We start from the raw sequence: 25,448 nt of genomic DNA, 5'->3' as shown, positions 1-25,448 counted from the left end.
ACGGGCGGCTTGATCGGAATCGCGTTGGTGTCCTTGGGCATGGTTCTCACGCCCGGGCCGAACATGGTCTATCTGGTCTCACGATCGATCACCCAGGGCCGCCGGGCCGGTCTGATCTCCCTCACCGGCGTCTTCCTCGGCTTCACGCTCTACCTGGCCGCGACGTGCCTGGGGCTGACGGCGATCTTCGCGTACGTGCCGGCCGCCTACACGGCGCTCAAGCTCGCCGGCGCCGCGTACCTGCTCTGGCTGGCCTGGAACGCCCTCAAGCCGGGCGGCACCTCGGCCTTCGAGCCGCGCACGCTCACGCCCGAACCCCCGCGCAAGCTGTTCGGCATGGGCCTGCTCACCTGCCTGCTCAACCCCAAGATCGCCATCCTGTACCTCTCGCTGCTCCCGCAGTTCATCGAGCCTTCGATGGGCCACGTACTGCTGCAGAGCCTGGCGCTCGGCTCGGTCCAGATCGTCGTCGCCACCACCGTCAACGGCCTGATCGCCATCTCGGCCGGCGCCCTGGCCGCCTTCCTGGGCAGCCGCCCCCTCTGGCTCCGCGTCCAGCGCTACGTCACCGGCACGATCCTCGGCGTCTTCGCCATCCACATGGCCACCGACCGGTCGAAGGCCCTGGTCCCCGCCTAGCGGCCGGGCTATGAGCGGGCCGCCTCGGGGAGCGGGGCGGAGGTGGTCCGGGCTGCCGGGCGCATCGCCAGGACCAGTACGGCCAGCCCGGCGAAGATGACCGCGCCGACGCCCCCGGTGACGTGCAGGCTGGCGGTGAACGCCTCCCGCGCGGCGTGCAGCAGTTCCGCGCCCTGGTCGGCGGGAAGGTGCCGGCCGGCGGCGACCGCGCCCGCCAGCGAGTCGGACGTGCCGTCCATCCGGCTGCGGTAGACCATCGCGGCCACCACGCCGAGCAGCGCGAAGCCGAGCGAGCCGCCGAAGTAGTTGCCGGTCTCCGACATCGACGCCGCCGAGCCGGCGCGCTCCGGTGGCACGGACCCGACGACCAGGCCGGTGCCCAGCGCGAACAGCGGGCCGGTGCCCAGCGCCAACACGGTGATGCCGATCATCACCAGCGGCAGCGCGCCCGTACCGTCGACGGCGACCAGCAGCAGGCTGCCCAGCGACGACCCCGCCAGCCCGCCGGCGATCGCGGTCGTCTGCTTCATCCGCCGGGCCAGCGCCGGCGCGGCCATGGTGCCGACCGCCACGCCCAGGCCCATGGGCGCGAACAGGAGCGCCGACGCGACCGGCGAGAAGCCCAGCACGCTCTGCAGGTACTGGGTCACCAGCAGGCCCGTGCCGGCCATGGCGACGCCGGCGAAGACCAGCCCGACGATCACGGCCGTGAACGGGCGGTTGCGGAACAGCCGCAGGTCCAGCAGCGGCGTCTCCAGCCGCAGCTGCCGGCGTACGAACAGCGACCCGACGGCCGCGCCGGCGACCAGGGCCACCGCCGGCACGACCGGCACGCTCTCGACGCTCAGCTGCTTGATGCCGTAGACCATCAGCAGCACCGCCACGAGCGACAGCCCGACGCCGGCCAGGTCCAGCCGCCCGGCCTGGTCGCTGCGGAACTCCGGCAGCAGGACCGGCCCGGCGAGCAGCAGCAGCGCCATCGCCGGCACGGCGACCAGGAACACCGATCCCCACCAGAAGTGCTGGAGCAGGAACCCGGCGAGCACGGGTCCGAGCGCGCCGCCGGCGAACTGGCAGGTCGCCCAGATCGCGATGGCCTGCCCGCGCTGCCGTCCGTCGCGGAACATGTTGGTGATCAAGGCGAGGGTGGACGGCGCCAGGGTCGCCCCGGCGATGCCCAGGAGTGCCCGTGCGATGACCAGCATCAGCGGGCTGACGGCGAAGGCGGCCACGACCGACAGCACCGCGAACGCCGCCGCGCCGATCATCAGCAGCCGCCGGCGGCCGATCCGGTCGCCGAGCGTGCCCATCGTGATGACCATGCCGGCCACCATGAACCCGTAGCCGTCACTGATCCACAGCTGCTCGACGTTGGTGGCACCCAGGTCGGCGCTCAGCTGGGGGAGCGCGAGGAGCAACGCCGTCATGTCCATCGCGACGAGCAATGTCGGCAGCATGAGGACCACCAGCCCCAGCCAGGCCCGGTTGACTCGCATATCCGAAACTCCCTGTTCTCTCGACGTTTCGCCGGTTGGTCGGAGCGGCCGAGAGCTTCTTGACATCGGCCCAGGGGAGGGACGGCGAAAAATTCATGCGAAGGTTCTGCCGGGGCATGTCAAGACGGTGGCGGCGGCTCCGACCAACCGGTCGAAGGGCCCCGGCCGGGGCTCGCGAACCACGAGGAGGACACGATGAAGTTCCTGATCAGCCTGCACATCAATCCGGCCGTGCTGGACGCGCTGACCGACGAGGAGAAGGCGGCGATCGGCGAGGGCCACGGCAGGTTCATGGAGGCGCTGAAGGAGTCCGGCGAGCTGATCACCACGCAGGCGCTGGTCGACCCGTCCCAGGCCGCGGTGGTGTCCGTACGCAACGGCCAGCCGGTGGTCACCGACGGCCCTTTCCTGGAGGCGAAGGAGTACCTGGGCGGCTTCTACCTGATCGACTGCGAGAACAAGGAGCGGGCGATCGAGCTGGCGACGCAGATCCCGGACACCGCGATCCAGGGTCTGGGGGTGGAGGTGCGGCAGGTGATGTTCGCTGACGGACAATTGGAGGCATGACGACATCCGCCATCGAGGACCTGCTGCGTGAGCTCACGCCGCAGGTCCTCGGCGCGTTGATACGCCGGCACGGCCAGTTCGAGGCGTGCGAGGACGCCGTGCAGGAGGCCGTCCTCGCCGCCAGCGTGCAGTGGCCGGCCGAGGGACTGCCGGACAACCCGCGCGGCTGGCTGGTGACCGTCGCCTCCCGGCGGCTCATCGACCAGCTGCGCAGTGACCACGCGCGCCGCGAGCGGGAGTCGGCCACGGCCGCCGAGGTGGTGCCCGAGGACGTGCCGGACACCGACGACACGCTCGTCCTGCTGTTCCTGTGCTGCCATCCGATCCTGACCGCGGCCTCCCAGACCGCCCTGACGCTGCGGGCGGTCGGCGGCCTGACCACCGCCGAGATCGCCCGCGCGTTCCTGGTGCCGGAGGCCACGATGGCGGCCAGGATCAGCCGGGCCAAGCAGCGCATCAAGGCCGCCGGCAGCTCGTTCAGCCTGCCGGAGGGCCCGGAGCGCGAGGAGCGGCTGCGGGTCGTCCTGCACGTCCTCTACCTGATCTTCAACGAGGGCTACACCGCCTCCTCGGGTCACGAGCTGCACCGCTCCGACCTCGCGCGCGAGGCGATCCGGCTGGCCAGGATGGTGCACGCGCAGCTTCCCGAGGACGGCGAGGTGACCGGGCTGCTCGCGCTGATGCTGCTGACCGACGCCCGCCGGCAGGCACGTACGACGGAGACCGGCGACCTGATACCGCTGGACGAGCAGGACCGTACGAAGTGGGACCGCGGGCTGATCGACGAGGGCACCGAGCTGGTCAAGGCGTCGCTGGCCGGCCCGGCGCTGGGGCCCTACCAGCTGCAGGCCGCCATCGCCGCCACGCACGCCGACGCGGCCACGGCCGAGGAGACCGACTGGCCGCAGGTGCACGCCCTCTACCTGATCCTCGAACGGATCGCGCCCAACCCGATGGTCACCCTCAACCGCGCGATCGCGCTCGCCGAGGTCGAGGGCCCGGCGGCCGGGCTGGCCCTGCTGTCCACGTTGGACGGCGACGAGCGGATGGCCGGGCATCACCGGCTGCTGTCCGTACGGGCGCATCTGCTGGAGAAGACCGGCGACCCGGCCGGGGCGTACGAGCACTACCGGCGCGCCGCGAAGTCCACGGCCAGCCTCGCCGAGCAGCGATACCTGGAGTCCCGGGCCAGCCGGATAAAGCCCTAGATTTCGCCTGGAGCGATCAGGGCCGCCTGGCGACCAGCACCTCGCTCACCAGCTCCTGCTCCCACCGGCCTGCCGGGTTGTCGGCGAGCAACGCCCGTCGCAGCGTCTCGACGAACGCCGTCAGGCGCTCGCCGAGCCTGGCGGGCGAGCTGTAGGAGTAGGAGAGCTGGAGCCCGATCAGCCCCTCCACGTCCCAGACCAGCCGCCGGCCGAACACCCGGGATTCCACCCTGCTGAAGGGCGAGGCGGCCAGCACGTCGTGGTGGTGCTCGCCGGTGGCGTGGAAGGAGTCGGCGGCGGCGCGGATGCCGAGGCCGAACTCCTCGCACACCCGCCTCTCGACCGGCTGCCACGGTTGCGCGTCCGGCTGCCACGGCTCTCCCCGCTGCCTCGCCGGGCCGACCAGAGCCACCGCGCCGCCGGTCGGCAGCAGCTCGTCCAGCTCCGCCAGCACGGACCTGCGATCCATCCAGTGGAACGACCGGCCCATCACCACCTGCTCGAACGCCGGCAACGCCCGTAGAACGGTCGAATCCCCCTGCAACCAGGCGATGTTGGCGACCCCCTCGGCCAGCCGCCTGCCCTCGGCGAGCATCTCCCGCGCCGGGTCCACCGCGAGCACCGCCCGCACCCGCCGGGCCAGCGGGATCGCGATCGTCCCGGGACCGCAGCCGAGATCCAGCACGCGGCTGTCCGCGCCGAACGTCTCCGCCAGGTGCTCCATCGCCGCCTCGCCGTAGCCCGGACGGTACCTGGCGTAGTAGGGCGCGGCCCCGCCGAACAGATCTTCCATGGACGCAACCTTCAGGTCAGCAGTTGAGGGAAGCGGTGGTCCGGGGCCGGCCTGAGGCGGGGTCCAGGGCCACGGGGAACGTTCGCCCGTCGACCACCCGGATCTCGACCGAACTCGGCCCCGTCCACTTGACCGAGTCGAAGCCGTCATCGGGGTCGTCGCCATTGAAGCAGCCGAGCTCCCACTCCCTGGTGAGCAACCCGCCGTCCCTGAGGACGCTGAGCCGCATCACCGTGTCCGGCCCGAGACCCGCCGCCGACTGCTGGAGGCGGACGCTGTACGGGGCCGGCCCGGCGACGAAGCCGACCTCCTTGGTGGCGGTGAGCGCAAGAGCGATCGACCCCGCGAACAGCGCGGCACTCGCCCCCAGCCCGCCAAGGATGATGACCGCGGCACGTACCCACCTCCACCGCAGCTCGAGGGCGCCCAGCACCATCAACGCGCAGGCCGGCAACCCGAGCGCGAACGGATGGTTCAGGTGCTCACTCAAGAGCACCAGGTCGGAGTCCTGGACGTACAACACCAGAGCCGCGAGGCAGCCCGTGAGGAGCGAGGCGGCCAGCAGCACGAGCGAGCGAGCAGGCATCGTGGGATCTCCTCGGCGAGGTCGGCGGCAGCTCCACCCTCTGGCTGGCCACGGCCGCCGGCCTGGCGCAGGAGAGAGCCATCGCGGCGGAGATGCAGCAGGCGCGGGCGGCGGAGTACCGGGCGGTGGCCGAGCCGCCGATGTAACCGGCGCCGCCATCTCAGGCGGGCGGCGCCAGCCGACCAACCCGATTAAGAAGCGCATCGTCCAGGTCTGCCACCAGCACCCCGTTGTTCACCGAGGGCCGGCAGCGGGAAAGGATCCGCACCCAAGCCGGCGGCCCCTCCTCGTAACCGAAGTGCAGAAGGAACATCTCCCGTCGTCTGTCACCGACTTCTCTGCACGTGTTCCCGCCCGGTTCGGTGTCCAGCGAGTTCAGCTCCGCTGCCAGTTCACGCGCCTGCCGCTCCCCATGCTCCAGCCCGCGAGATGGGCGGGGTGTGGAGCTCCCACCTTGATCATCCCGGCAGACCAGCACCTTGACGGCCCCATCGGGCACCAGCTGCTCGTTCTGCCCTCGCCGTCCGGTCGCCGGGTCGCAAGGGTCCTTCGGCCGGGGGAGTGCCCAGGTCCCGGTGCGGTAGGCAGCGGTGATGCCGGGCCCGATGTAGGAATGGCTGACGACTGTGCCGTTGGTGGTGGTGACGCAGGAGTTGACCTCTTCGGCGCTGCCCACCCACAGCGCCTGGCCGTCGGCGTAGACGAACCGGATGAGATAGTTGGTCGCCAGCCCGCCCACCAACGTGCACACCTTTTCCCCTCGCTCGGTGGTGACGGGAAGATAGCCCAGGTCGTAGGCCATCGACTTGGCCTGGTCGGTCAAGATCCGTGATCCGGCGAGCAACTCCCCGCCCGGATTCGAGTTCTGCCCGGGGTAGGCGCAGATCAACGCGCTTGTGGGCGTACCGGGCACGAGCGAGTCCTCAACTCCGTCGAAGTCGGCGGCAGCCGGCACCCAGCGGCCGATCTCGTTGCTGTCCCATCGCTGCGGACACGAAGCCGGCACCGGCGGCGCAGGCGCGCCGACCGTGCCCGGAACCAGGACGACCGCGACGAGAAGCAGGACCGCCGCCACGACGACGCTGATCCAATGGATGCGCTTCACACGCTGATGACGTTGTCCGCCTGCCACCGGTTCACCGAACGGAAGCTCAGGCCGGTGAAACGAGCCAGCCCGGTAGCGGCAGTCTTCGAGGCGTTGACGGGTTCGACTGTCTGACGGCCTTGCAGATGGAAGTGCGTCACGCCAGATGGGAGCGGATTGTCGACGACCTGGACCTGCCTGTGACCGAGCGCTTCAGTTGCGGGAATCGTCCGCTGAAACGCTCAGTCACGACGATTGATCAGGGGGCGCCTAGCTGGCTTCGAGAACGAAGAACAAGAAGCACAGGAACCTCGTGCGAGTGGGCTCGATCTCGCGGAGCTCCTCGGGGAACAGTTCGCGGGCTTCCGGCACAAACGGCGGTTCGCTGATGACGCTGATGCGAAAGCCCGCCGCGGTGAAGGCTTCGGTCATCGCGTGCAGGGGCCGGTCCCAGAAGCTCATCTGGACGGTCTGCCCGCCCATGGTCCATTCGTCGGTCCGGCTGCGGGTCTCGAAGTACTTGGGCTTTTCCCCGGCCATGTGCTGAAAGAGAGCGACGCTGAAAGGATGGTCGACCGAGACGAGGAGTCTGCCACCAGGCTTCAGCACGCGTCGCAGCTCGGCCAGCGTCGGTCCCCAGTCTTCCAGGTAGTGCAGCACCAGGGACGCGATGACGTCGTCGAACGCTTCGTCGGAGAAGGGCAGTGGGCCGGCCAGGTCGGCGACCCGCAGATCGGCGTCGGCGCCCAGCCGCTGCCGGGCCTGCTCCAGCATCCCGGCGCTCGCGTCGACGCCGGTGACGATGGCGCCTCGATCGCGCAGCTCGGCGAACAGGGGGCCTGAGCCGCAGCCGGCGTCGAGGATGCGCCTTCCGGCCACATTCCCGGCAAGCTCCAGCATCGCGGGCCTCTCGTAGTACGCGTTGAGGAGACTGGTTTCGTTCTCGGCCGCGTAACCCTCAGCCATCCTGTCGTAGTCGTTGAATGGGGAGGGGTTTGCGGTCTCAACGTGATCTTGGGGCACGGTAGACATGCTGGCCATTTTGGCCCAGCAGTCTCGACGGCACAGACATACGGCAGATCTTGATCAAGCACGCAAACGGCATAACATCCTGCTCGCCAGTCCGATACCGACTTCACTCCACTTCGTATCGCCCATCTCGCTCATGGGCTTACGGCATTCCTATAGTCCGGATCATGGATTCTCTGTCAGACCACTACATCAGAGACGTCGCATCCGCGATGGCCGCGGTGCTTGGCTCGCGCCTGGTGGGGGTCTACCTGCATGGTTCCGCAGTGCTCGGTGGCTTCGACGCGCGACGCAGCGACATCGACGCCCTTGTCGTCTGTGAGCACCCCATGACGGCAGATGAGCAGGCAGCCGCCGCGGAGCGGCTAAGCAACGACCGCCTACCTTGCCCTGCTCATGGGCTCGAACTGAGCGTTGTTACCCTCCCGGTCACCCTGCACCCCAAGGCACAGCCGCCATTCGAGCTCCATGTCACTACAGCTCCCGACAACACCAAGGTCGTCGATGGTCATGGGCACGAGGGAGACCCCGACTTGGTGTTGCACTTTGCCGTATGCCGCCAGGCTGGGCGCCTCGTCGGTCCCGGCCGCGCTCCGGCCGCGGTGTTCGCTCCGGTCGCCCATGATTTGGTTCTGGCCCAGTTGGTGCCAGAGTTGCGCTGGGCCGCCGAGCACGCGCCTGGTGAATACGCAGTGCTCAATGCCTGTCGTGCCTGGCGGTTCGCAGTGGATGGCACACTCGTGTCCAAAATCGACGGTGGACAGTGGGCGCTCCGCCACGTGTCGACAGCGGACCATGAGTTGGTCCGGTCGGCCCTCGATCGCCAGCGATGCCTACCCGCTGCCGAGCTCGACCCGCGCGAGGTCACGCGATTCGCTCACTGGATCCTCTCAAGGATCATCGACGCATCGGCGACCCCGATGAACACCCACGAACGACGGTGAACTGAGACTACAAATGAGACTGCGAATCCTTGTGTCGCAGCTCACGGAGGCGTTCGACGTCTTCTCCGTCCAGGCTCGCTTCGTCCTGGCTAGAGGCAGGACAGCCGCATCAAGCGTTCGAAACGCGGATCCTCTTCCTTGGAGCTGAGGATGGTGACTGCCGTGACGATCACGAGGGCGAGCATCGCCGGCGCAGCCCCTCCTGCCAACACGTAGCCCAACGCGGGGTAAGCCCAAACTCCGCCGACCCCAACGCCTGCCAATGAGACTCCGCCAGCCCATCGCCCCGCAGCTCTCCACACGGAGCTTCTGGAAGATGCTGGCTCAGGGTTTGATGCAGTCACCAGGTTCTGCCACAGCGCCGCATCGTTGCTGCGCTCGGCTCTGCACTTACTGGTAACCCCGGCTGACAGAGGCAGTGGCATAACCCGTGTGGAACCTCACCAGCCACTCCGGACTGATGCAGGCCACGGCGCGACCATCGATCCGGCCTATGCCAGCGGCGTCGATCAGCCTAGTGCGACCTGAGGCGCTTCCTTTCTCCTTGACATGCTCTGCCAAGTACTTGCTACTGTTCGTCAAGTGGACCAAGTGAGTACGGCAGAGCACGTCGAACTGGCCAGAGAGCTCGTCCGGCTGATGGAAACCCGGATCGCTGACCCGCTCGAGATCCTTTTCGAGTCGGATGATCAGGTCCGGCCGATACGGAAACGCTTGCGCATCGAGGCCGAGGTATGGGCGGCACAGCTGCTAGGCCCAGACGACAAGCTCGCGGTCCGTACGGCGGCGCGGCTGATCGCGGCGGCCTTCCCCAGCGACGAGCCGTTCGACCCTCCAGAGGCGTGGTGGCGTTCAGCCTTCGGGCAGGCCGTCGCCCGCCGCGCGGGGCACCCGGGGGCCGCGGCCGTGCCGTACGCCACGGCTGCGGCGATGCTCGGCATCACCCGCCAGGGGGTTCACGACCTCGTCAAGCGCGCGAAGCTCGAACGCCATCCCGACGGCGGGGTGACCACGGAGTCCGTGCGCGCCCGGCTCAACCAACCAAAGGAGCAGCGTGTCCCCTCAGGACATCACCATCACTGACCATGTCATTCCTCTGGCGGCCCGTGACCACGGCGGGGACGGCCCCGCCGTATTGCTCCTTCATGGGCTGGGCGGGACGCTCGAAGCCTGGGACGCGCTCGCACCGCTCCTCGCGCGAAGGCACCGGGTCGTGGCCATGGACCTGCGCGGCCATGGGCTGTCCGGGGACGGTCTTTGGGAGTGGGACGCGGTTCTCGACGACCTTGATGCCGTGGTCAAGCATTTCCGCCTGGACCGTCCGGCGATCGTGGGCCACTCTCTCGGCGGCATGCTCGCCATTATGTGGGCGCGACGCCACCCCGGATGCCCGGCGATCGTCAACCTCGACGGACTCAGGTCCGCGGAGAACGACCCGGGCAACTATCCGGGCATGGCGCAGGACGCGCTCAAGACGGCCCTCGACCAGCTCAAGGCCACCTTCGACGCTCAGACTGCGGTGATGGGCCAGCCGGTCCCCGCCGAGCAGGCACCGATGCTCCCTCAAAGGGCCCTCACCGCCCGGGACGGCCACAGCTACCTTCGCCCTGGCCCGGAGACTCTGGCGGCGCTGCGCTACGCGCCGGAGTTTCGCGATGCGATCCCCCTCCTCCGCGCGGTGACGTGCCCCGCGCTGGTCGTCCTGTCCGACCGAGACCCGGCAGGAATGGACGGCGGTGAGCTCATGACTGCCTTCCGCCGAGGGGTACGGCGCGACCTTCACGACCTCCCGAGCACTGTTCGCGTGACCGAGCTGGCCGCGAGCCACAACATGGTCGCGGAGCAGCCCAGTGACCTCACCGATCTGATCATCCGATTCCTCACGGGCTCGGCGAAGAAATGAGCAGGCGCAGCTGAATCCCGGCTGTCTGGAGCGCTCTAAGAGTCTGCCCAGGTAGAACCATATTTTAGGTGTCGTCTCACCTGCTACGCGGCGACAACAGATGAGACGACACCTTAGGTTCTGGGGTTGGGTCGGTCAGGGAGTTGAGCCGCGTAGCGGGCCCAGGTGCCGCCGGCCTGTCGGTGCCATGTTCTCGCAACCAGACCAGCAGGGTGACGGCGGCGCGGATGCTGGCCCGAACCGAGGCCGTCTGGGGCGAGGTGATCGGGCGGCCCTAGGTCTCGCGGCGAACGCGTCGCAGATGGTGCCATGGCGCGAAACGCTGGACGAGTTTGCGTTCGCCGTCGTCGGGGACGGCCTCGGCGGTCGTTGCGGCGATCCACCGTTCCAAGGCGATGAACCGTTCGTCTCGCTCGGGCGGAACCCTGGCGGTGACCAGGGCGGCCCGCGGGAAGGCGACGGACCTGTTCGGCAGGAAGGTGTCCAGGCCCTCATGGGTGAGCGGGCAGGTGCCATCGGCGAGCGCGTCCAGCACCATGCGGGCACCGGCACGCTCCAGCAGGCGCAGGCCTGCCTTCGGGCTGTGGGCGAGCGGGTTCACCGCCGGTCATGGCGGTCTCTAGCTGGGGCGAAGGCCTTTGCGGCGACCCTGGTGAATGCCCCTGTACGGGGGTGAACTGAGACCCTGAATGAGACCCATCCGGAGGGAATTCGGCTGTAACACTGGGGCCCCAGGTGTTGCAGCCGGTTTTCGCGCGTAGCGCGCTAGGAAGGCGTGCGAAGCGCCATTCAGCTCTTTGTCGTTCAGGGACAGCAGGGACACCCACCCCGGTGGAGTGTCCCTCATCGTCCTCTGCGTTTGTGCTGGCCAGTGCAGGTTCAGGGGCAGTAGGGACAGCAGGGACCACGCATCGTCAGGTGGGTCATAGAACTGCTACATCGTCACGGGCGCCACGTAGCAACAAAGATGTCGCGTCATCCACCGCCAAAGTCACAGTCGAGGATGGCCGTAGCCCAGGATGAAAGTGCCCAACCTGGGTGCGGCTTCTTTCGAAGGGACTGGGTCGGTCAGGGGATGAGGTTGTACGCGGACAGCAGATCAGCAATCGAGGCCCACCGTGTCCCGGGCACGGGCTCGAACAGTCGCTGGTTCCCCGCCGACACCACGATCCTCCCGTCGTCCTCTACATCGAGCATGCAGAGCAGCCCTGAGTTGCGGATGGTCAAGGTGGCGAAGAAGTCCCGGATCGACACCGATTCCCGAAACAGGCGACTCATACTGCTCGTGGCCGCCATGAAGCATAGTTCCAGGTAGTCAGGGTGCAGCCATGAGGCCTCGTGCACGGTGAGGTAGATGTAGCCGATGTCATAGTGTCGTCGGCTGTCTGCGTCGGTGGACCACTGGGAGCCGGTGTCTTCTGGGAGGATCGAGCGGGCCCTGGCATAGTCGAGGACATGCTGGTCTTCGGCAAAGCGGATCGTCAGATCCAGCGCCAGTCCGGGACCTAGGAGCAGGGTTCGCCCACCGGTAAATCCGCTGGTGAAGGGCATCACAAGGTGCTGCCCCTCCGGGGGCTCAACTACGGTAGACCTCGTGGGCTCATGATCGGCCGTCCTGTCGGTGGCCAGATCGGACAACACGCTGGGTATATCGCGGCGATGTAGGTAAAGCTCATAGCTGTAGTCAAGCCCCATCCATCGATGGTAGGACCCGGCCGTGAACGTGCCCGAGCAAGCTGGACCGTGATTCTGTGTTCTAACCAGCAGAGGTGGGGTCCTCTGACAAAAGCTCTATGGCCATCAGCAGCGAAAATCGATCTTCCGCCTGACAGCGGGCTACAGTCGCCGGCATGCAGCTTTCGCCCATGGACATTGTCGCTGACGTCGATGTGCTGAGCCTGGCAGGTACGCCCACGGAGACGTTCACGGCCGGTGGCGCCGATGTCACCGTTGGCCCAAGCGGCAGTGTGGTCATCGCTGATGCCGTCGATGATCTCGCAGCCAGCGGAGTGTGGAGTAGCGAGGAGTTCCGGCTCATCGGCCCGGTACCAGAGGCTCTGGCAGAACGGTTTTTGAGGTGGGCTGGGGCGTGGCCTTCCCTGGAACAATCGCAACTCGGGTCGATCCATCTCTTCGTCCGACTGGAGGTAGGTTCCCTCTACCTCGGCACCGTCCGGCCCGGTCGGAGCGGGTGGAGGACGGACGAGCAGACGATGGATGACTGTGGCCTGTGGATCGATCAGCCACTCAGCCTTGACGTGCTCGACCGAGTCCGCCCACCGAGCACGCCCACCATCCTGCCCGGACTGGACTGGCTCGACCATGTCAACGATGACCGCGCCACCGCGCTGCGACTGTTCATCGAGAGTTGGCATCCGCTGTCCAACACCGATGCGGTGCCGGCCACGCCAGCGGTTCATGTCCCTGAGGCCCTGGCCGCGTTCTATCGGCTGGCTCATGGGCGGCCACAAGTCCTCGGCGTCCAGAACTTCATTAGTCCCGCGGAGGAACTGTCCACCGACGCTGACGGTCTGCTGGAGTTCGGTTACGAGAACCAGGCCTGCTTCGCCTGGTCGCTCGACCTCTCCCAGGACGACCCGACCGTGTGGACGATCGACGAGCCTGAATATCGCTACGCCGAACGGGAACGCCTGAGTGGCTTCCTGCTCCAGTTCTCCCTGCATGAGGCCATGGTGAACGCGCCCTATCACGCGGGAGGCGGCCCGGTGCCGACGCCGATCGCCTCCGAGTTGCTCAGCACGCTGCGCCGGGTTCCGCTTAAGACCTGGATGTGGCCTCTGTATCAGACGTCGTTCTACGTGGCGCCTGGTCTCATCGCCTGTGTCGATGACGACGAGGAGAAGGACGAGTGCAGTGTCTGGTTCGGTGCCGCACACCGCAGCCTGCTACGCCCACTGGCCAACTGTGGGATCAAGTGGGCGGTCTTCGACGGTTGATCAACTAGTCAGGTCAAGGCAGGTTGTATGAACAACCGGCTGAGGGAGTCGCGTGCGGCCTTTCAGGGAGCGCCGGATTCCATGCCATACAGCTCCAGCACCTGGGCGACGGCCAGGAGGGTGGTACCGGGGCGCGTCCCATGGAACGAAGACGTTGTGCGCGGTCGGGATCGGTTCACGGAAGATCCCCGGTCGGTAGAGGTCAGCCAGCACCCCGGCGGTCTTGACGGCTCTCACGGTGTACAGGGTGAAGTCTTCTCGGAGCATGGGGCATTGCTCCAGGGCCGTGGGGACGCAGTTCCAGCACGTCGGCGGAGCGTTGGTCCGGCCGCTGTCCGGGCCGGTGCGCTCGACAAGGGCGTTCTGCGGGTACGGCGCAGTCGTCAGCGTCCTAAGTACGCCCACGGCTGCGGCCACAGGCCCTGTGGCCGGAAACCCGGCTACTGCCCGAAGCGCAAGCAGGTCAACGAGGCCACGTCGGACACCAAGTCAAAGGCCGTCTACGGGATGGTCGTCTTCACGACGCCCGCCACACCGCCGCCACGGTACTGCTCATCCTCGGCGTGCCTGAGCGTACAGTCATGGCGATCATGGGGTGGTCCGGCTCGGGCATGGCGGCGCGGCATCAGCACGTGACAGACGGCATCCGGCAGACCGTGGCCAAGCAAGTCGGGGTCTCATCTGGTAGGCAGACAGGGACTCTGGAGAGGCCAACTGAGACCCGAATAGCGAAAGGGGCCGACTTGGATGGGGTCGGCCCCTTCGCGTTTACTGCCTCAACCAGGCGCGGAGGATAGGGGATTTGAACCCCTGATAGGTTGCCCTATACACGCTTTCCAAGCGTGCGCCCTCGGCCACTAGGCGAATCCTCCGCCGACGAGCTTACCGGACTTCTGGACGTGTGCAGACCACCTTTTCCGGTGTGGAGCAAGCACTGCAGCATCCGGCTAGACTGTGCAGGGACCCCTCGCGCGGCGTCATCCTGTGAACCTCCCCAGGGCCGGAAGGCAGCAAGGATAAGCGGGCTCTGGCGGGTGTGCGAGGGGTCTCTTCGTTGAGAGCCCCCTCGCAGGCGGGATGGTCGCATGAGCCTTGCGCTTTACCGCAAGTATCGGCCCGGGACGTTCGCCGAGGTCAAGGGTCAGGAGCACGTCACAGACCCGCTGCGGCAGGCGTTGCGTACGGGGCGGATCAACCATGCCTACCTGTTCAGCGGCCCCCGCGGGTGCGGCAAGACCTCCAGCGCGCGCATCCTGGCGCGCTCCCTCAACTGCGAGCAGGGTCCGACGCCTGACCCGTGCGGGGTCTGCGAGTCGTGTGTCGCGCTCGCCCCGACCGGTCCTGGCCACCTCGACGTCATCGAGATCGACGCCGCCTCGCACGGTGGCGTGGACGACGCGCGCGACCTGCGTGAGCGGGCGTTCTTCGCCCCCGTCTCCGCGCGCTACAAGATCTACATCATCGACGAGGCGCACATGGTGACCCGGGAGGGTTTCAACGCGCTGCTCAAGCTCGTCGAGGAGCCCCCGCCGCACCTGAAGTTCATCTTCGCGACGACCGAGCCGGAAAAGGTCATCGGCACGATCAAGTCGCGTACCCACCACTACCCGTTCAGGCTGATGCCGCCCGCGACGCTCCGCGGGCTGCTGGAGGAGATCCTCACCTCCGAGAGCGTGCCCTTCGAGCCCACCGCGCTGCCCCTCGTCGTACGGGCGGGCGCGGGCTCGGCGCGTGACTCGCTGTCGATCCTCGACCAGCTCCTCGCCGGGGCAGAGGAGGACGGCATCACCTATGCCAAGGCCGTCTCCCTGCTCGGCTACACCGACGGCGACCTGCTCGACGAGGTCGTCAACGCGTTCGCGGCGCGTGACGGCGGGCAGGTGTTCCACGCGGTCAACCGGGTGATCGAGGGCGGCCACGATCCCCGCCGCTTCGCCTCCGACCTGCTCGAACGCTTCCGTGACCTGGTCATCCTGGCGAACGTCCCCGAGGCGGCGTCGAGCGGGCTGCTCGACCGGCCCGCCGACGAGCTGGAGCGCCTGGTTCAGCAGGCCGCCTCGATGGGCCCGGCGGAGCTCACCCGCGCGGCCGAGGTCTTCAACGCCGGTCTCACCGAGATGCGCGGGGCCACCTCGCCTCGGCTGCTGCTGGAGCTGATGTGCGCGCGCGTCCTGCTCCCGGGGGCCGCGCAGGGTGAGGAGGCGTTGCTCGCCCGTATCGAGCGGCTGGAGCGTGGTGGGGCTGTCGCGCAGATGGCCGCCGCTGCCAGGGTCGCTGCTCCACCAGTCCCTTCTGCCCCTTCGGTCCCTTCGGTGGCGTCTGTCCCGCCGGTTTCCATCCCGCCCGTTTCCGGGGGAGCCGGTACGGGTTCTGCGGCTGGGTCTGGGGCGGTGCCCGGCTCTCAGGCGGGTGCCTCGTCCGGTCAGGGTTCGGCCGTCGCCGGTGCCGGTGCGGCGGCGGGGGGTGACGACTGGCCTGAGCCGGCTCGTCCCGGTTCGCCTTCCGTGGCGCAGGCGGCCCCAGTGGCGGGAAGCGGTGCCGGACAGTCCAGTGGCGGCGCGCCCGCCGGGGGTGGCGCTCCCACCGGGAGTGGGGCGGGGGCCATTCAGGCGCAGTGGGCGGCCGTGCTGGCCTCGCTCAAGCAGCGCAGCATCGTCGTCTGGGCGAACGTGAGCACCAACGCCCAGGTCGTGGGCGTGGAAGGCAACGTCGTCACGCTGGGCTTCACCCAGGTCGGCGCGATGAAGAACTTCACGGGTGGCGGCAAGGACGCCGTCGTGGCCGGGGCGCTCGGCGACGTGCTCGGCGGTACGTGGCGCGTCGAGGCGGTCGTCGGCGGCTCCCCGGCCCCTGGTGGAGGCTCCGCTTCCCGGGGTGCTCCCCGTCCGCCGGCGCCCGGTGGTCCGGCGGCGCATGGTGGTCCGGCGGGAGGTCACGGCGCCCCACATGGTGGTCCCGCGGGAGGTCACGGCGCGGCGCCCGGCTCGGCCGGTCCGCATTCTGCTGCCTCCGGGATGGCCGGATCCGCCGGTGCCCAGGGTGGGCCGGGTGCCCAGTCGGGGGCGCATGTTTCCCAGGGCCGTACGGCCTCCCACGGCGGGTCCCACGAGGACGGGGACGCCCAGGAGGCGGGCCCAGGCCACCCTGCGGCGGGATCCACTGGCCGTCAGACCACGGACGAGTCCTGGCCCGATGCTCCCGACGACGTCAGCCCCGGCTCACCGCCGGGCCCCGACCCCACGAACACCGTCTCCGCCGTCGCGGTCGGCAGCGGGCTGGCCGCCGCGAGGTCGGCGGCGCGGGCCGCGGCTCAGGCGGGTCCGCGCGTTCCGGCCGCCCGTGGCGGTGCGGCGGCCTGGCCGGAGACCGTCCCCGCCCGCAACAAGGGGCCGGAGTCGGACGAGGTCGACCCCCTGAACGACGCCGACGCCGACGTGGACGCGGTCTCCGGAATGGCACTGCTGGAGCGCGAGCTCGGCGCCCAGGTGATCGGCGAGATCGACCACACCTGAGACGCCCCGAAAGGGCCGCGCCTGCCCGGTGACGGCTACCGATGGCGCTCGAGGTTGCGGCGGGCGAGTAAGACCACACCTGAGACTGAGACCGTGCCTGAGAGCGCCCCGGCCGCGTCTGAGACCGTGCCCAAGGGCGTGCCTGAGAGTGCGGCTGAGGGTCAGGGGCAGAGGCGGGAGCGGGCGGCTGCGGAGCGGGGGTCGGTGGAGGGGAGGGCGGCCAGGCGTTCCAGGACCTCGTAGTCGTCACGGCCGCTGCACGTCTGCGCGTACGTCCACAGCTCCTCCGGCGACCCGTGCCGCAGCAGGCACACACGCACCTGCGCCTCCAGCTCGTCCCGCTCGCGGCGGATCTCCGGCGACTCCGAGCGGAGCAGCAGCGGGCCGCGGTACGCGCGGGCCAGCGCGCGCGAGTCGTTGGCCGACAGGTGGCGGCGGACCTCCAGGAAGTCGGCCTCCAGCGGGCAGGTCAGCCGGTACGGCTTGGCCGCGATGGCCTCCCCGAGCTGGGTACGCAGCCGGTGGATCTCCGCCCTGATGGTCACCGGATTGCCGGCGTCGCCGTAGAGGCGGAACGAGAGCTGCTCGGCCGTCAGCCCGTGCGGATGCAGCGCGAGCAGGGTCAGGATCTCGGCGTGCCGGAGCGAGAGCGGCCGGTCGAGCTCGCCGAACGTGGCCACGGGCTGCCCCTCGCCGAGGAAGGACAGGGCGAGCGTGGGAGGCGCCGCGGAAGGGGTGAGACGCAGGAGGAAGCCGTCGGAGAACGGCTCCAGCACGGCGGCGGAGCCGTCCCGGAGGATCACCCGCGGGCCGGACAGGCGGATGCGCTCGCCCAGGGAGCCGGCCGGGTCGCCGCAGAGCACGCGGCCGGTGCCCGACAGCAGGACGCCGGGCCGGCCGCGCAGGGACTCGAAGCGGCGGCGCAGGCGCTCGTCGCGTTCGTGCATGCGCAGCGCGAGCTGGGTCTCGGTGAGCTTGGCCGTGGCGGCGACCAGCGCGACGGTCGCGGGGTGCAGGCTGCGCGAGGTGCCGCTGACGTCGACGCAGCCGACGATCTGGCCCGAGTCCGGGTCGGTGATCGGGGCGGCGCTGCACGACCAGATGTGCAGCACCCGCATGTGGTGCTCCTCGGAGTAGACGTGTACGGGCCGGCCCGCTTCGAGCGCGGTGCCGATGCCGTTGGTGCCGACCGTGCCCTCGGCCCACTGGTGCCCGTCGGCCAGACCGATCTGGTCTGCCCGGCGCATGATCGCGCGGTTGCCCTCGCGCCACAGCACCCGCCCGTCGTCGTCGGTGACGATCAGGACCTCGTCGGCCAGGGCGGACAGCGTCTGGGCGATGAGGGGCAGCAGCGGCCGCAACGGGTGCGCCTGACGGACGTCCTCGATGTCGGGAAGGTCGTAGACCAGGGGCGCGCTCTCGCCCTCAGGGTCGATGCCGGCCTCCAGCGACCGCTGCCAGGAGGCGGTGATCAGGCGGCGGGGCGGCTCCGGCGGCACGCGGCCGGCCGCCGCCGCCTCGTGCGCTCCGCGTAGCAGGCGCGAGTACGCGTCGAGGTCTGCGTAACTCATCGGTCACTCCAAGTAGTCAACAAAGAGCATCCGTCTTGCGGGTGGTCCCGCGCAACCCCCTAAGGGGGATTGCGGAGGGTGATTGAATGAACGCAACGTGTGTGCAACGTTCGGGTCGCTAACTTCTTGTGGCAACGCGTCGGCGTGGTGCGGCCGCTCCGCCGACGTGGTGGCCGGGTCTCGGACGCTGGAGGGGGGCCGAGATCCGGCCAAAAAACATCCCAGGTAGGGCCGCACCAGTACAGGACGACGCTCAAACCCCGTAGGCTCGTGGCAGTCAAGAATCGGAGCCACGAGGAGCGCACGACGGTGAACCCAGGGGATGTCAACCTGCAGCAGCTGCTGGAGCAGGCCCAGCTCATGCAGCAGCAGCTTGTGAGCGCCCAGCAGGAGCTCAACGACGCGCAGATCGAGGGCTCATCGGGCGGTGGCCTTGTCACGGCCGTGGTCAACGGCTCGGGCGAGCTGCTGGAGCTCAAGATCGACCCGAGTGTGATCGACTCCGGGGACGCGCAGGACACCGCGGACACGATCGCCGACCTGGTGATCGCGGCCGTCCGCGACGCCGTCCGCGCGGCGGCCGATCTGCAGCAGGAGAAGCTCGGCCCGCTGGCCCAGGGGCTGGGTGGCGGCGGCCTCGGACAGTTGCCAGGGTTCTAGGCATGTACGAGGGGGTCGTCCAGAACCTGATCGACGAGCTGGGCCTGCTGCCCGGCGTCGGTCCCAAGAGCGCCCAGCGGATCGCGTTCCACCTGCTGGCGGCCGACCCGGCCGACGTCAAGCGGCTGGCGCACGCGCTGCTGGAGGTCAAGGAGAAGGTCCGCTTCTGCCGGGTCTGCGGAAACGTGGCCGCTGAGGAAGAGTGTCGGATCTGTCGTGACCCGCGCCGCGACACCCACGTGATATGTGTGGTGGAGGAGTCGAAAGACGTCGTCGCGATCGAGAAGACGCGCGAGTTCCGCGGCACGTACCACGTGCTCGGCGGCGCGATCAGCCCGATCGACGGCATCGGCCCCGACGACCTGCGCATCCGCGAGCTCATGACACGTCTGGCGGATGGCCGGGTCACCGAGCTCATCCTCGCCACCGATCCCAACCTCGAGGGCGAGGCGACGGCTACCTACCTCGCCCGTCTGGTCAAGCCGATGGGCATCAAAGTGACACGACTGGCCAGCGGTCTGCCTGTGGGCGGTGACCTCGAGTACGCCGACGAGGTGACCTTGGGCCGCGCGTTCGAAGGACGGAGGCTGCTGGATGTCTGACCAGTGGAGTGCGCTGGCTGAAGAGATCGCCGGGCATGCGCAGGACTACGTCGACGGCCTGACCAGGGTCGCCGGCGGTGAGGGCGGCGATGCCATCTGGTCGCTGCTGCTGGTGGAGGTCGCGCAGGTCAGCCTGGCGGGCGCCAAGCTCGGGGCCAACCGCGACGTGATCCTCTCGGGCAACTACGAGCCTGCGATGAGCGAGGACCCCGACATCGACGGCGTGCGCACCGCGCTGGCCGAGCGGCTGAAGCCGGTCGACGACTACGCCGAGGTGTTCGACCCGTACAAGGACACCGGCGTCACGCCCTACCGGCTCTCCGACGATCTGACCGCGGTCGCCGCAGATCTCATCCACGGCCTGCGCCACTACCACGCGGGGCGGCCCCACGAGGCGCTCTGGTGGTGGCAGTACTCCTACTTCAACACCTGGGGCAACCACGCGGGCGCCGCGATGCGCGCGCTGCAGGCCCTGGCCGCGCACTCGCGGCTGGACGTCGCCGAGGAGACCACCGTCTGATCTGATCGTCCAGATAGTGGTACGGACCAGCCGGTCCATGAGAGGCCCCCAGTAGACTGGCACCTCACACTCCAAACCGGGAGACTCTCGTGGCGCTCGTTGTGCAAAAGTACGGTGGTTCGTCCGTCGCCGACGCGTCCTGCATCAAGCGGGTCGCGCAGCGGATCGTCGCGACGAAAAAAGCCGGCAACGACGTGGTCGTGATCGTCTCCGCCATGGGCGACACGACGGACGAACTGCTCGACCTGGCCGAGCAGGTGTCGCCGCTGCCCCCGGGCCGCGAGCTCGACATGCTGCTGACCTCGGGCGAGCGCATCTCGATGGCCCTGCTGGCGATGGCGATCGCCAACCTCGGCCACGAGGCCCGTTCGTTCACCGGTTCGCAGGCAGGTGTGATCACCGACTCGACCCACGGCAAGGCGCGCATCATCGACGTGACGCCCAGCCGCATCCGTGAGGCGATCGACCAGGGCAACATCGCGATCGTGGCCGGGTTCCAGGGCGTCTCGCAGGACACCAAGGACATCACCACCCTGGGCCGCGGCGGGTCCGATACCACGGCGGTGGCGCTGGCGGCGGCCCTGCAGGCCGACGTGTGCGAGATCTACACCGACGTCGACGGCGTGTACACCGCCGACCCCCGCATCGTGCCGGCGGCGAAGCAGATCCCCAGGATCTCGTACGACGAGATGATGGAGATGGCCGCGTGCGGCGCGAAGATCCTGCACCTGCGCTGCGTCGAGTACGCGCGCCGGTTCGACCTGCCGATTCACGTACGCAGCTCGTTCAGCACCAAGGAAGGCACCTGGGTCGTCTCCGACCCTTACACCGAAGGAACCGAGATGGAGCAGCCGATCATCTCCGGCGTCGCGCACGACCGGAGCGAGGCCAAGATCACTGTTGTCGGGGTCCCCGACAAGGTCGGAGAGGCTGCCTCGATCTTCAAAACGCTGGCCGACGCCGAGATCAACATCGACATGATCGTGCAGAACGTCTCGGCCGCGGCCACGGGCCGCACGGACATCTCCTTCACGCTGCCGACGACCGACGCCCAGACGGCGCTGTCGTCGCTGAAGAAGATCCAGAGTCAGATCGGTTTCGAGTCGCTGCTCTTCGACGACCAGATCGGGAAGGTGTCGCTGATCGGCGCGGGCATGCGCTCGCACCCCGGCGTCACGGCGACGTTCTTCGCGGCCCTCGCCGACGCGGGGGTCAACATCGAGATGATCTCCACCTCGGAGATCCGCATCTCAGTGGTCGTCGAGCAGGACGGTGTCGACACGGCCGTGCAGGCCGCCCACCGCGCGTTCTCGCTCGACGCCGACCAGGTCGAAGCCGTGGTGTACGGAGGTAGTGGACGATGAGCAGGCCTACTCTCGCCCTGATCGGCGCCACCGGCGCCGTGGGCACCGTCATGCGCGACATCGTGTCGTCGCGTGAGGACATCTGGGGCGAGATCCGTCTCGTCGCCTCGCCGCGTTCGGCGGGCAAGGTGCTTCAGGTGCGCGGTGAGGACGTCGTGGTGCAGGCCCTCGCGCCCGAGGTGTTCGACGGCGTCGACATCGCGATCTTCGACGTGCCGGACGAGGTGTCGGCGGTGTGGGTGCCGATCGCGGCCGAGCGCGGCGCGATCGTGATCGACAAGTCGGGGACGTTCCGGATGGAGCCGGACGTGCCGCTGGTCGTGCCCGAGGTCAACCCGCTCGACGCCCGCAACCGGCCGCGCAACATCATCTCGACCCCCAACTGCACGACGCTGTCGATGATGGCGGCCATGGGGGCGCTGCACGCCGAGTTCACGCTCACGGAGCTGGTCGTCGCCTCCTACCAGGCGGTGTCGGGCGCCGGCGTGGCGGGTTCGGCGCGGCTCTACGACGAGGTCGAGGCGCTGGCGGGCGACCGCACGATCGGCCAGGCGGCCGGTGACGTACGCAAGGTGCTGGCCAACAAGCTGGACGACGACTCGCCGTTCCCCGCGCCCATCGCGTTCAACGTGGTGCCGTGGGCCGGCTCCTACAAGGACGGCGGCTGGGCCTCCGAGGAGCTCAAGCTCCGCAACGAGTCCCGCAAGATCCTTGGCATCCCCGACCTCAAGCTCTCCGCGACCTGCGTGCGCGTGCCGGTGATCACGACCCACTCGCTGGCCGTGCACGCGCGGTTCGAGCGCGAGATCACGGTCGCCGACGCGCACCGCGTGCTGGAGGCGGCGCCGACGGTGGTCCTCATGGACGACCCGGCCAACGGGGTCTACCCGACGCCTCTCGACGTGGTGGGCAACGACCCGACCTACGTGGGCCGCATCCGTCAGGCGATCGACTTCCCCAACACGCTCGACCTGTTCGTGTGCGGTGACAACCTGCGCAAGGGCGCGGCGCTCAACGCGGCGGAGATCGCTGAGCTGGTCGCGGGCGAGCTGTAAAACCCACCCGGAGGGTGTGACGCCGTGCGCTCCCCGCGCGGCGTCAGTCCAAGCCGTCCAGATGGTCCAGGGGTGTGACGCCGTGCGCCTCCCGCGCGGCGTCCCCTCACCCGGGCTCTGTCACCGGAAGAGGATGTCCCAGTGGTCGCTCTCGTCGGCGAAGACGGTGCCTGAGCCGGAGCGGTAGAGGCGGGCGCCGTCGCTGCGCACGCCGGCCTTCGCGTGGTAACGCGTGATGTGCCGGTCGATGCAGCTGTTGTGAGAGATGTCGAGCTTGTAGCCGTTGCCGTGGCTGTACTGGCCGGGCGCGTGGCCCGCCTCCGTGCCGCCCGTCACCATGATCGGGCAGCCGCTCTCACGCTTCAGCTCGATCATCCGGGCGATGGTCCCGGTCCGCACCGAGTCGAGCGACGTGCAGTGGTGCACCTGCTTGCTGGAGCAGTTGCCGGTCGACTTCATCCGCACGCCCCCGCTCCTCAGCCAGCCGGTGGCCAGGGCGTGGGACATGGGCATGGTCCCGAAGCGCGGCAGGACCCGCGTCAGATCGACTTCAGAGCGCCTGAGCGCCGCGCGCGGCCGTACCCGGGGCATTCGGGCCACCCTGGTACGAACGCGGCTCTTGGCGGATCTGGCGGCCGGAGATCGCGGCGCCATCGCCGCCGGGTCGATGACCGTCAGCTGCGCGGGCCGGCGCCGGCGGGCCGGCGTCCAGTCGTCGGCCGGCTCGTCCGCCGGCCACTCCTGTTCGTCGGCCGAGTCACCGAAGGGCCAGCCCGACGTCGCGGTGATCTCGTCACCGGCCGCCATGAGCCGATCGAACGCCCAGACCCTGCCCGGGTCCGGCCCGGACTGGTACTCCGAGCCCTCCGACCCGGCCGATTTTTGGCTGTCCGGCGCAGCCGACCCTTCGGGGTGGGTGGCGGCTGAAGCGGCCGAGGCCAGCGCGATTATGGTTATCTCAATGCCGAGGAGCGCGACTACTGCGAGGCGCACTGGTCCACGTATCCACATGTCGATGCCTTTTCGCGGAAATAGCCCTTCCGCCTGAAACGACAATCCCACCTTTCACAGGAGATAACTCATGCCGCAGGTGCAACTTTGCCTTGTGGCGGTGATCACCGTGCGGCTCCATGACCTTGGACTGCAAAACCTGCTAGGTTTGACTGCTGCTATGGCCCTGACCAGACGCAACAGAGGGACAGCAGCCTGATGAGCGGGTTTTCTGCCCGACGCCCGATCACGACGTAAAGTGACGAACGTGTCCGAAGCCCGAAACCGAGGATCGGAGAGCACCCGAGACGTCATCGTCGAGACGGCATTGCGGTTGTTCAGGGAGCGCGGTTTCGACGCGACCACGATGCGTGCCATCGCCGCCGAGGCCGGGGTGTCCGTGGGCAACGCCTACTACTACTTCGCGAGCAAGGAAGCGTTGATCCAGGCGTACTACGACCGCGCCCAGGCCGAGCACGAGGCGGCCTGCAGGGAGTTCCTGGCCAGCGAGCCGTCGTTCGCGGCCAGGCTGAGCGGGGTCCTGCGCGAGTGGGTACGCGTCTCCGAGCCTTACCACGAGTTCGCCGTGAAGTTCTTCAAGCACGCGGCCGAGCCCACCAACCCGCTGAGCCCGTTCAGCAAGCAGTCGTCCCCGGCCCGTGAGGCCTCCATCGAGATCTACCGCCAGGTCGTCGAGGGGTCGCGTGACCGCATGAACGCCGAGCTGCGCGAGGAGCTGCCCGAGCTGCTCTGGCTGCTGTCCATGGGCATGGTGCTGTTCTGGGTGCACGACACCTCGCCGGGCTGCGAGCGTACGTACCGGCTGATCGAGGTGACGGTGCCGCTGGTGGACCGGCTGGTCGGGCTGTCGCATCTGCCCGGGTTGAGGGGGATCACGAAGGACTTCATCGCGGCGGTCCACGAGTTGCGAGCCTAGGACGCCATACCGGTCGGTTGGTACGGTGGAGCGGCACGCTGCGGAGGCGCCTGGAGGCCGTGAATGAGTCACAACTGGGGCATGACCATCCCCTTCTACGATCGCCCGCTGTCGAAGTCGCAGGAGCTGATCGCGGAGCTGCCCGAGCTGGGCTACACCGACGCGTGGTCCGCCGAGGTCAACGGGGCCGACGGGTTCGTGCCGCTGGCGATGGCCGCGCAGTGGGCTCCGGGGATCAGGCTGGGCAGCGCCATCGTGCCCGTCTCGACGCGCGGCCCGGGGCTGCTGGCCATGTCCGCGGCCACGCTGGCCGACCTGGCGCCTGACCGGTTCGTGCTGGGCATCGGCGCCTCGTCGCCGGCGATCGTCGAGCGGTGGAACGCGGGGCGCTTCGACAAGCCGTACGCGCGCACGCGCGACACGCTGCGCTTCCTGAAGAAGGCGCTGGCCGGGGAGAAGGTCTCGGAGTCGTACGAGACGTTCGAGATCAAGGGGTTCAAGCTGGAGCGGGCCCCCGAGCTCCCGCCGAAGATCGTGCTGGCCGCGCTGCGGCCCAGGATGCTCCACCTGGCCGCGGCGGAGGCCGACGGCGCGATCACCAACTGGCTCTCGCCCGACGACGTGCGCAAGGTGCGCGCCGAGATCGGGGAGGGCACCGAGCTGATCGCCCGCCTGTTCGTCTGCGTCAGCGAGGACACCGACCGCGTGCGCGAGATGGCCAGGTGGATGCTGGCCACCTACCTGACCGTCCCGGTGTACGCCGCCTTCCACGACTGGCTGGGCCGGGGCGAGGTGCTGCGGCCCATGCACGAGGCGTGGCAGGCCGGCGACCGGCAGGCGGCGCTCAAGGCGATCCCCGACGAGGTGGTCGACGCCCTGATCGTGCACGGCGACGCGGCCACCTGCCGGGCCAGGATCCAGGAGTACGTGGACAACGGCCTCGACACCCCCGTCCTCGCGCCTGTCCCGGGCGGTGAGATCTCCATAGAGCAGGCCGTGCGCGAGCTGGCCCCCAAGAGGTAGCTCCCCGA

Annotated in this window: 24 protein-coding genes, 1 tRNA gene and 1 other RNA gene; 16 read left to right on the top strand and 10 right to left on the bottom strand. The window is 68.8% G+C overall.

Features of this window, described 5'->3' with window-relative positions:
- Positions 1–39: 39 nt before the first annotated feature.
- On the top strand, positions 40–639 hold the full coding sequence (locus tag H4W80_RS34940) for a LysE family translocator (protein WP_225963828.1): 600 nt from the start codon (positions 40–42) through the stop codon (positions 637–639).
- An 8-nt stretch (positions 640–647) separates the two neighbouring features.
- Here the strand turns inward: H4W80_RS34940 and H4W80_RS34935 are convergent, their stop codons facing one another.
- Positions 648–2,135: an MFS transporter gene (locus H4W80_RS34935; protein WP_192788971.1), complete on the bottom strand. Its 1,488-nt coding sequence runs from the start codon at positions 2,133–2,135 to the stop codon at positions 648–650.
- Between the two features lie 195 nt (positions 2,136–2,330).
- On the opposite strand from H4W80_RS34935, the gene H4W80_RS34930 reads away from it, so the two are divergent.
- Together H4W80_RS34930 and H4W80_RS34925 are read left to right on the top strand one after the other, a co-directional pair.
- Positions 2,331–2,702: a YciI family protein gene (locus H4W80_RS34930; protein WP_192788970.1), complete on the top strand. Its 372-nt coding sequence runs from the start codon at positions 2,331–2,333 to the stop codon at positions 2,700–2,702.
- Positions 2,699–3,910: an RNA polymerase sigma factor gene (locus tag H4W80_RS34925; protein ID WP_192788969.1), complete on the top strand. Its 1,212-nt coding sequence runs from the start codon at positions 2,699–2,701 to the stop codon at positions 3,908–3,910. Before H4W80_RS34930 ends, H4W80_RS34925 begins: the two co-directional genes overlap by 4 nt.
- 16 nt (positions 3,911–3,926) lie before the next feature.
- Here the strand turns inward: H4W80_RS34925 and H4W80_RS34920 are convergent, their stop codons facing one another.
- The 4 genes from H4W80_RS34920 to H4W80_RS34905 form a co-directional block, all read right to left on the bottom strand.
- Positions 3,927–4,703, bottom strand: coding sequence for a class I SAM-dependent methyltransferase (locus H4W80_RS34920; RefSeq protein ID WP_192788968.1), 777 nt, complete (start codon positions 4,701–4,703; stop codon positions 3,927–3,929).
- 16 nt (positions 4,704–4,719) lie between these two features.
- Positions 4,720–5,289 (bottom strand): DUF423 domain-containing protein, encoded by a 570-nt coding sequence (locus tag H4W80_RS34915; RefSeq protein ID WP_192788967.1) that lies wholly within the window; start codon positions 5,287–5,289, stop codon positions 4,720–4,722.
- A 160-nt stretch (positions 5,290–5,449) separates the two neighbouring features.
- A complete protein-coding gene (locus H4W80_RS34910) occupies positions 5,450–6,394 on the bottom strand; it encodes a hypothetical protein (RefSeq protein WP_192788966.1) in 945 nt (314 codons plus the stop codon).
- 249 nt (positions 6,395–6,643) lie between these two features.
- A complete protein-coding gene (locus H4W80_RS34905; RefSeq protein WP_192788965.1) occupies positions 6,644–7,414 on the bottom strand; it encodes a class I SAM-dependent methyltransferase in 771 nt (256 codons plus the stop codon).
- Between the two features lie 155 nt (positions 7,415–7,569).
- On the opposite strand from H4W80_RS34905, the gene H4W80_RS34900 reads away from it, so the two are divergent.
- From H4W80_RS34900 to H4W80_RS34890, 3 genes are all read left to right on the top strand, one after another.
- The gene (locus H4W80_RS34900) at positions 7,570–8,346 is read left to right on the top strand and encodes a nucleotidyltransferase domain-containing protein (protein ID WP_192788964.1); all 777 of its coding nucleotides are present in this window, start codon (positions 7,570–7,572) and stop codon (positions 8,344–8,346) included.
- A gap of 591 nt (positions 8,347–8,937) precedes the next feature.
- The gene (locus H4W80_RS34895; protein ID WP_318787205.1) at positions 8,938–9,429 is read left to right on the top strand and encodes a hypothetical protein; all 492 of its coding nucleotides are present in this window, start codon (positions 8,938–8,940) and stop codon (positions 9,427–9,429) included.
- Positions 9,401–10,249 carry an alpha/beta fold hydrolase gene (locus H4W80_RS34890; protein WP_318787204.1) on the top strand — a complete coding sequence of 283 codons (849 nt, stop codon included), beginning with the start codon at positions 9,401–9,403 and terminating at the stop codon, positions 10,247–10,249. The genes H4W80_RS34895 and H4W80_RS34890 overlap by 29 nt, the downstream gene beginning before the upstream one ends.
- Positions 10,250–10,523: 274 nt before the next feature.
- Here H4W80_RS34890 and H4W80_RS34885 read toward each other — a convergent pair whose 3' ends face one another.
- A complete protein-coding gene (locus H4W80_RS34885; protein WP_192788963.1) occupies positions 10,524–10,850 on the bottom strand; it encodes a hypothetical protein in 327 nt (108 codons plus the stop codon).
- A 467-nt stretch (positions 10,851–11,317) separates the two neighbouring features.
- Positions 11,318–11,944: a hypothetical protein gene (locus tag H4W80_RS34880; protein ID WP_192788962.1), complete on the bottom strand. Its 627-nt coding sequence runs from the start codon at positions 11,942–11,944 to the stop codon at positions 11,318–11,320.
- A 155-nt stretch (positions 11,945–12,099) separates the two neighbouring features.
- On the opposite strand from H4W80_RS34880, the gene H4W80_RS34875 reads away from it, so the two are divergent.
- On the top strand, positions 12,100–13,206 hold the full coding sequence (locus tag H4W80_RS34875; RefSeq protein WP_192788961.1) for a hypothetical protein: 1,107 nt from the start codon (positions 12,100–12,102) through the stop codon (positions 13,204–13,206).
- Positions 13,207–13,993: 787 nt separating this feature from the next.
- Here the strand turns inward: H4W80_RS34875 and H4W80_RS34870 are convergent.
- A tRNA-Ser gene (locus tag H4W80_RS34870) sits at positions 13,994–14,078 on the bottom strand.
- 86 nt (positions 14,079–14,164) lie between these two features.
- Here H4W80_RS34870 and ffs point away from each other — a divergent pair.
- Together ffs and H4W80_RS34860 are read left to right on the top strand one after the other, a co-directional pair.
- Positions 14,165–14,260, top strand: an RNA gene (gene ffs / locus H4W80_RS34865) — signal recognition particle sRNA small type.
- Positions 14,261–14,291: 31 nt separating this feature from the next.
- Positions 14,292–16,718, top strand: coding sequence for a DNA polymerase III subunit gamma and tau (locus H4W80_RS34860; RefSeq protein WP_192788960.1), 2,427 nt, complete (start codon positions 14,292–14,294; stop codon positions 16,716–16,718).
- A 161-nt stretch (positions 16,719–16,879) separates the two neighbouring features.
- On the opposite strand, the gene H4W80_RS34855 is transcribed toward H4W80_RS34860, so the two are convergent.
- Positions 16,880–18,289 carry a helix-turn-helix domain-containing protein gene (locus H4W80_RS34855; protein WP_192788959.1) on the bottom strand — a complete coding sequence of 470 codons (1,410 nt, stop codon included), beginning with the start codon at positions 18,287–18,289 and terminating at the stop codon, positions 16,880–16,882.
- 309 nt (positions 18,290–18,598) lie between these two features.
- Here H4W80_RS34855 and H4W80_RS34850 point away from each other — a divergent pair, with 309 nt between their 5' ends.
- The 5 genes from H4W80_RS34850 to H4W80_RS34830 all read left to right on the top strand — a co-directional run bounded on the left by H4W80_RS34850 (position 18,599) and on the right by H4W80_RS34830 (position 22,490).
- Positions 18,599–18,949: a YbaB/EbfC family nucleoid-associated protein gene (locus H4W80_RS34850; RefSeq protein ID WP_192788958.1), complete on the top strand. Its 351-nt coding sequence runs from the start codon at positions 18,599–18,601 to the stop codon at positions 18,947–18,949.
- A 2-nt stretch (positions 18,950–18,951) separates the two neighbouring features.
- Positions 18,952–19,551 carry a recombination mediator RecR gene (recR, locus tag H4W80_RS34845; RefSeq protein WP_192788957.1) on the top strand — a complete coding sequence of 200 codons (600 nt, stop codon included), beginning with the start codon at positions 18,952–18,954 and terminating at the stop codon, positions 19,549–19,551.
- A complete protein-coding gene (locus tag H4W80_RS34840; RefSeq protein WP_192788956.1) occupies positions 19,544–20,071 on the top strand; it encodes a DUF5063 domain-containing protein in 528 nt (175 codons plus the stop codon). The genes recR and H4W80_RS34840 overlap by 8 nt, the downstream gene beginning before the upstream one ends.
- An 89-nt stretch (positions 20,072–20,160) precedes the next feature.
- Positions 20,161–21,435, top strand: coding sequence for an aspartate kinase (locus tag H4W80_RS34835; RefSeq protein ID WP_192788955.1), 1,275 nt, complete (start codon positions 20,161–20,163; stop codon positions 21,433–21,435).
- The gene (locus H4W80_RS34830) at positions 21,432–22,490 is read left to right on the top strand and encodes an aspartate-semialdehyde dehydrogenase (protein WP_192788954.1); all 1,059 of its coding nucleotides are present in this window, start codon (positions 21,432–21,434) and stop codon (positions 22,488–22,490) included. The genes H4W80_RS34835 and H4W80_RS34830 overlap by 4 nt, the downstream gene beginning before the upstream one ends.
- Before the next feature lie 120 nt (positions 22,491–22,610).
- Here H4W80_RS34830 and H4W80_RS34825 read toward each other — a convergent pair whose 3' ends face one another.
- Positions 22,611–23,297: a hypothetical protein gene (locus H4W80_RS34825; RefSeq protein ID WP_192788953.1), complete on the bottom strand. Its 687-nt coding sequence runs from the start codon at positions 23,295–23,297 to the stop codon at positions 22,611–22,613.
- A gap of 451 nt (positions 23,298–23,748) precedes the next feature.
- Between H4W80_RS34825 and H4W80_RS34820 the strand changes: the two genes are divergently transcribed.
- Both H4W80_RS34820 and H4W80_RS34815 read left to right on the top strand, forming a co-directional pair.
- Positions 23,749–24,417, top strand: a complete 669-nt coding sequence (locus H4W80_RS34820) for a TetR/AcrR family transcriptional regulator (RefSeq protein WP_192788952.1) — start codon at positions 23,749–23,751, stop codon at positions 24,415–24,417.
- A 63-nt stretch (positions 24,418–24,480) separates the two neighbouring features.
- Positions 24,481–25,440, top strand: coding sequence for an LLM class F420-dependent oxidoreductase (locus H4W80_RS34815; RefSeq protein ID WP_192788951.1), 960 nt, complete (start codon positions 24,481–24,483; stop codon positions 25,438–25,440).
- Positions 25,441–25,448 lie beyond the last annotated feature (8 nt).

The sequence above is a fragment of the Nonomuraea angiospora genome (genome assembly GCF_014873145.1).
Classification (GTDB): domain Bacteria; phylum Actinomycetota; class Actinomycetes; order Streptosporangiales; family Streptosporangiaceae; genus Nonomuraea; species Nonomuraea angiospora.
This window is presented reverse-complemented; position numbering and strand designations above follow the sequence as displayed.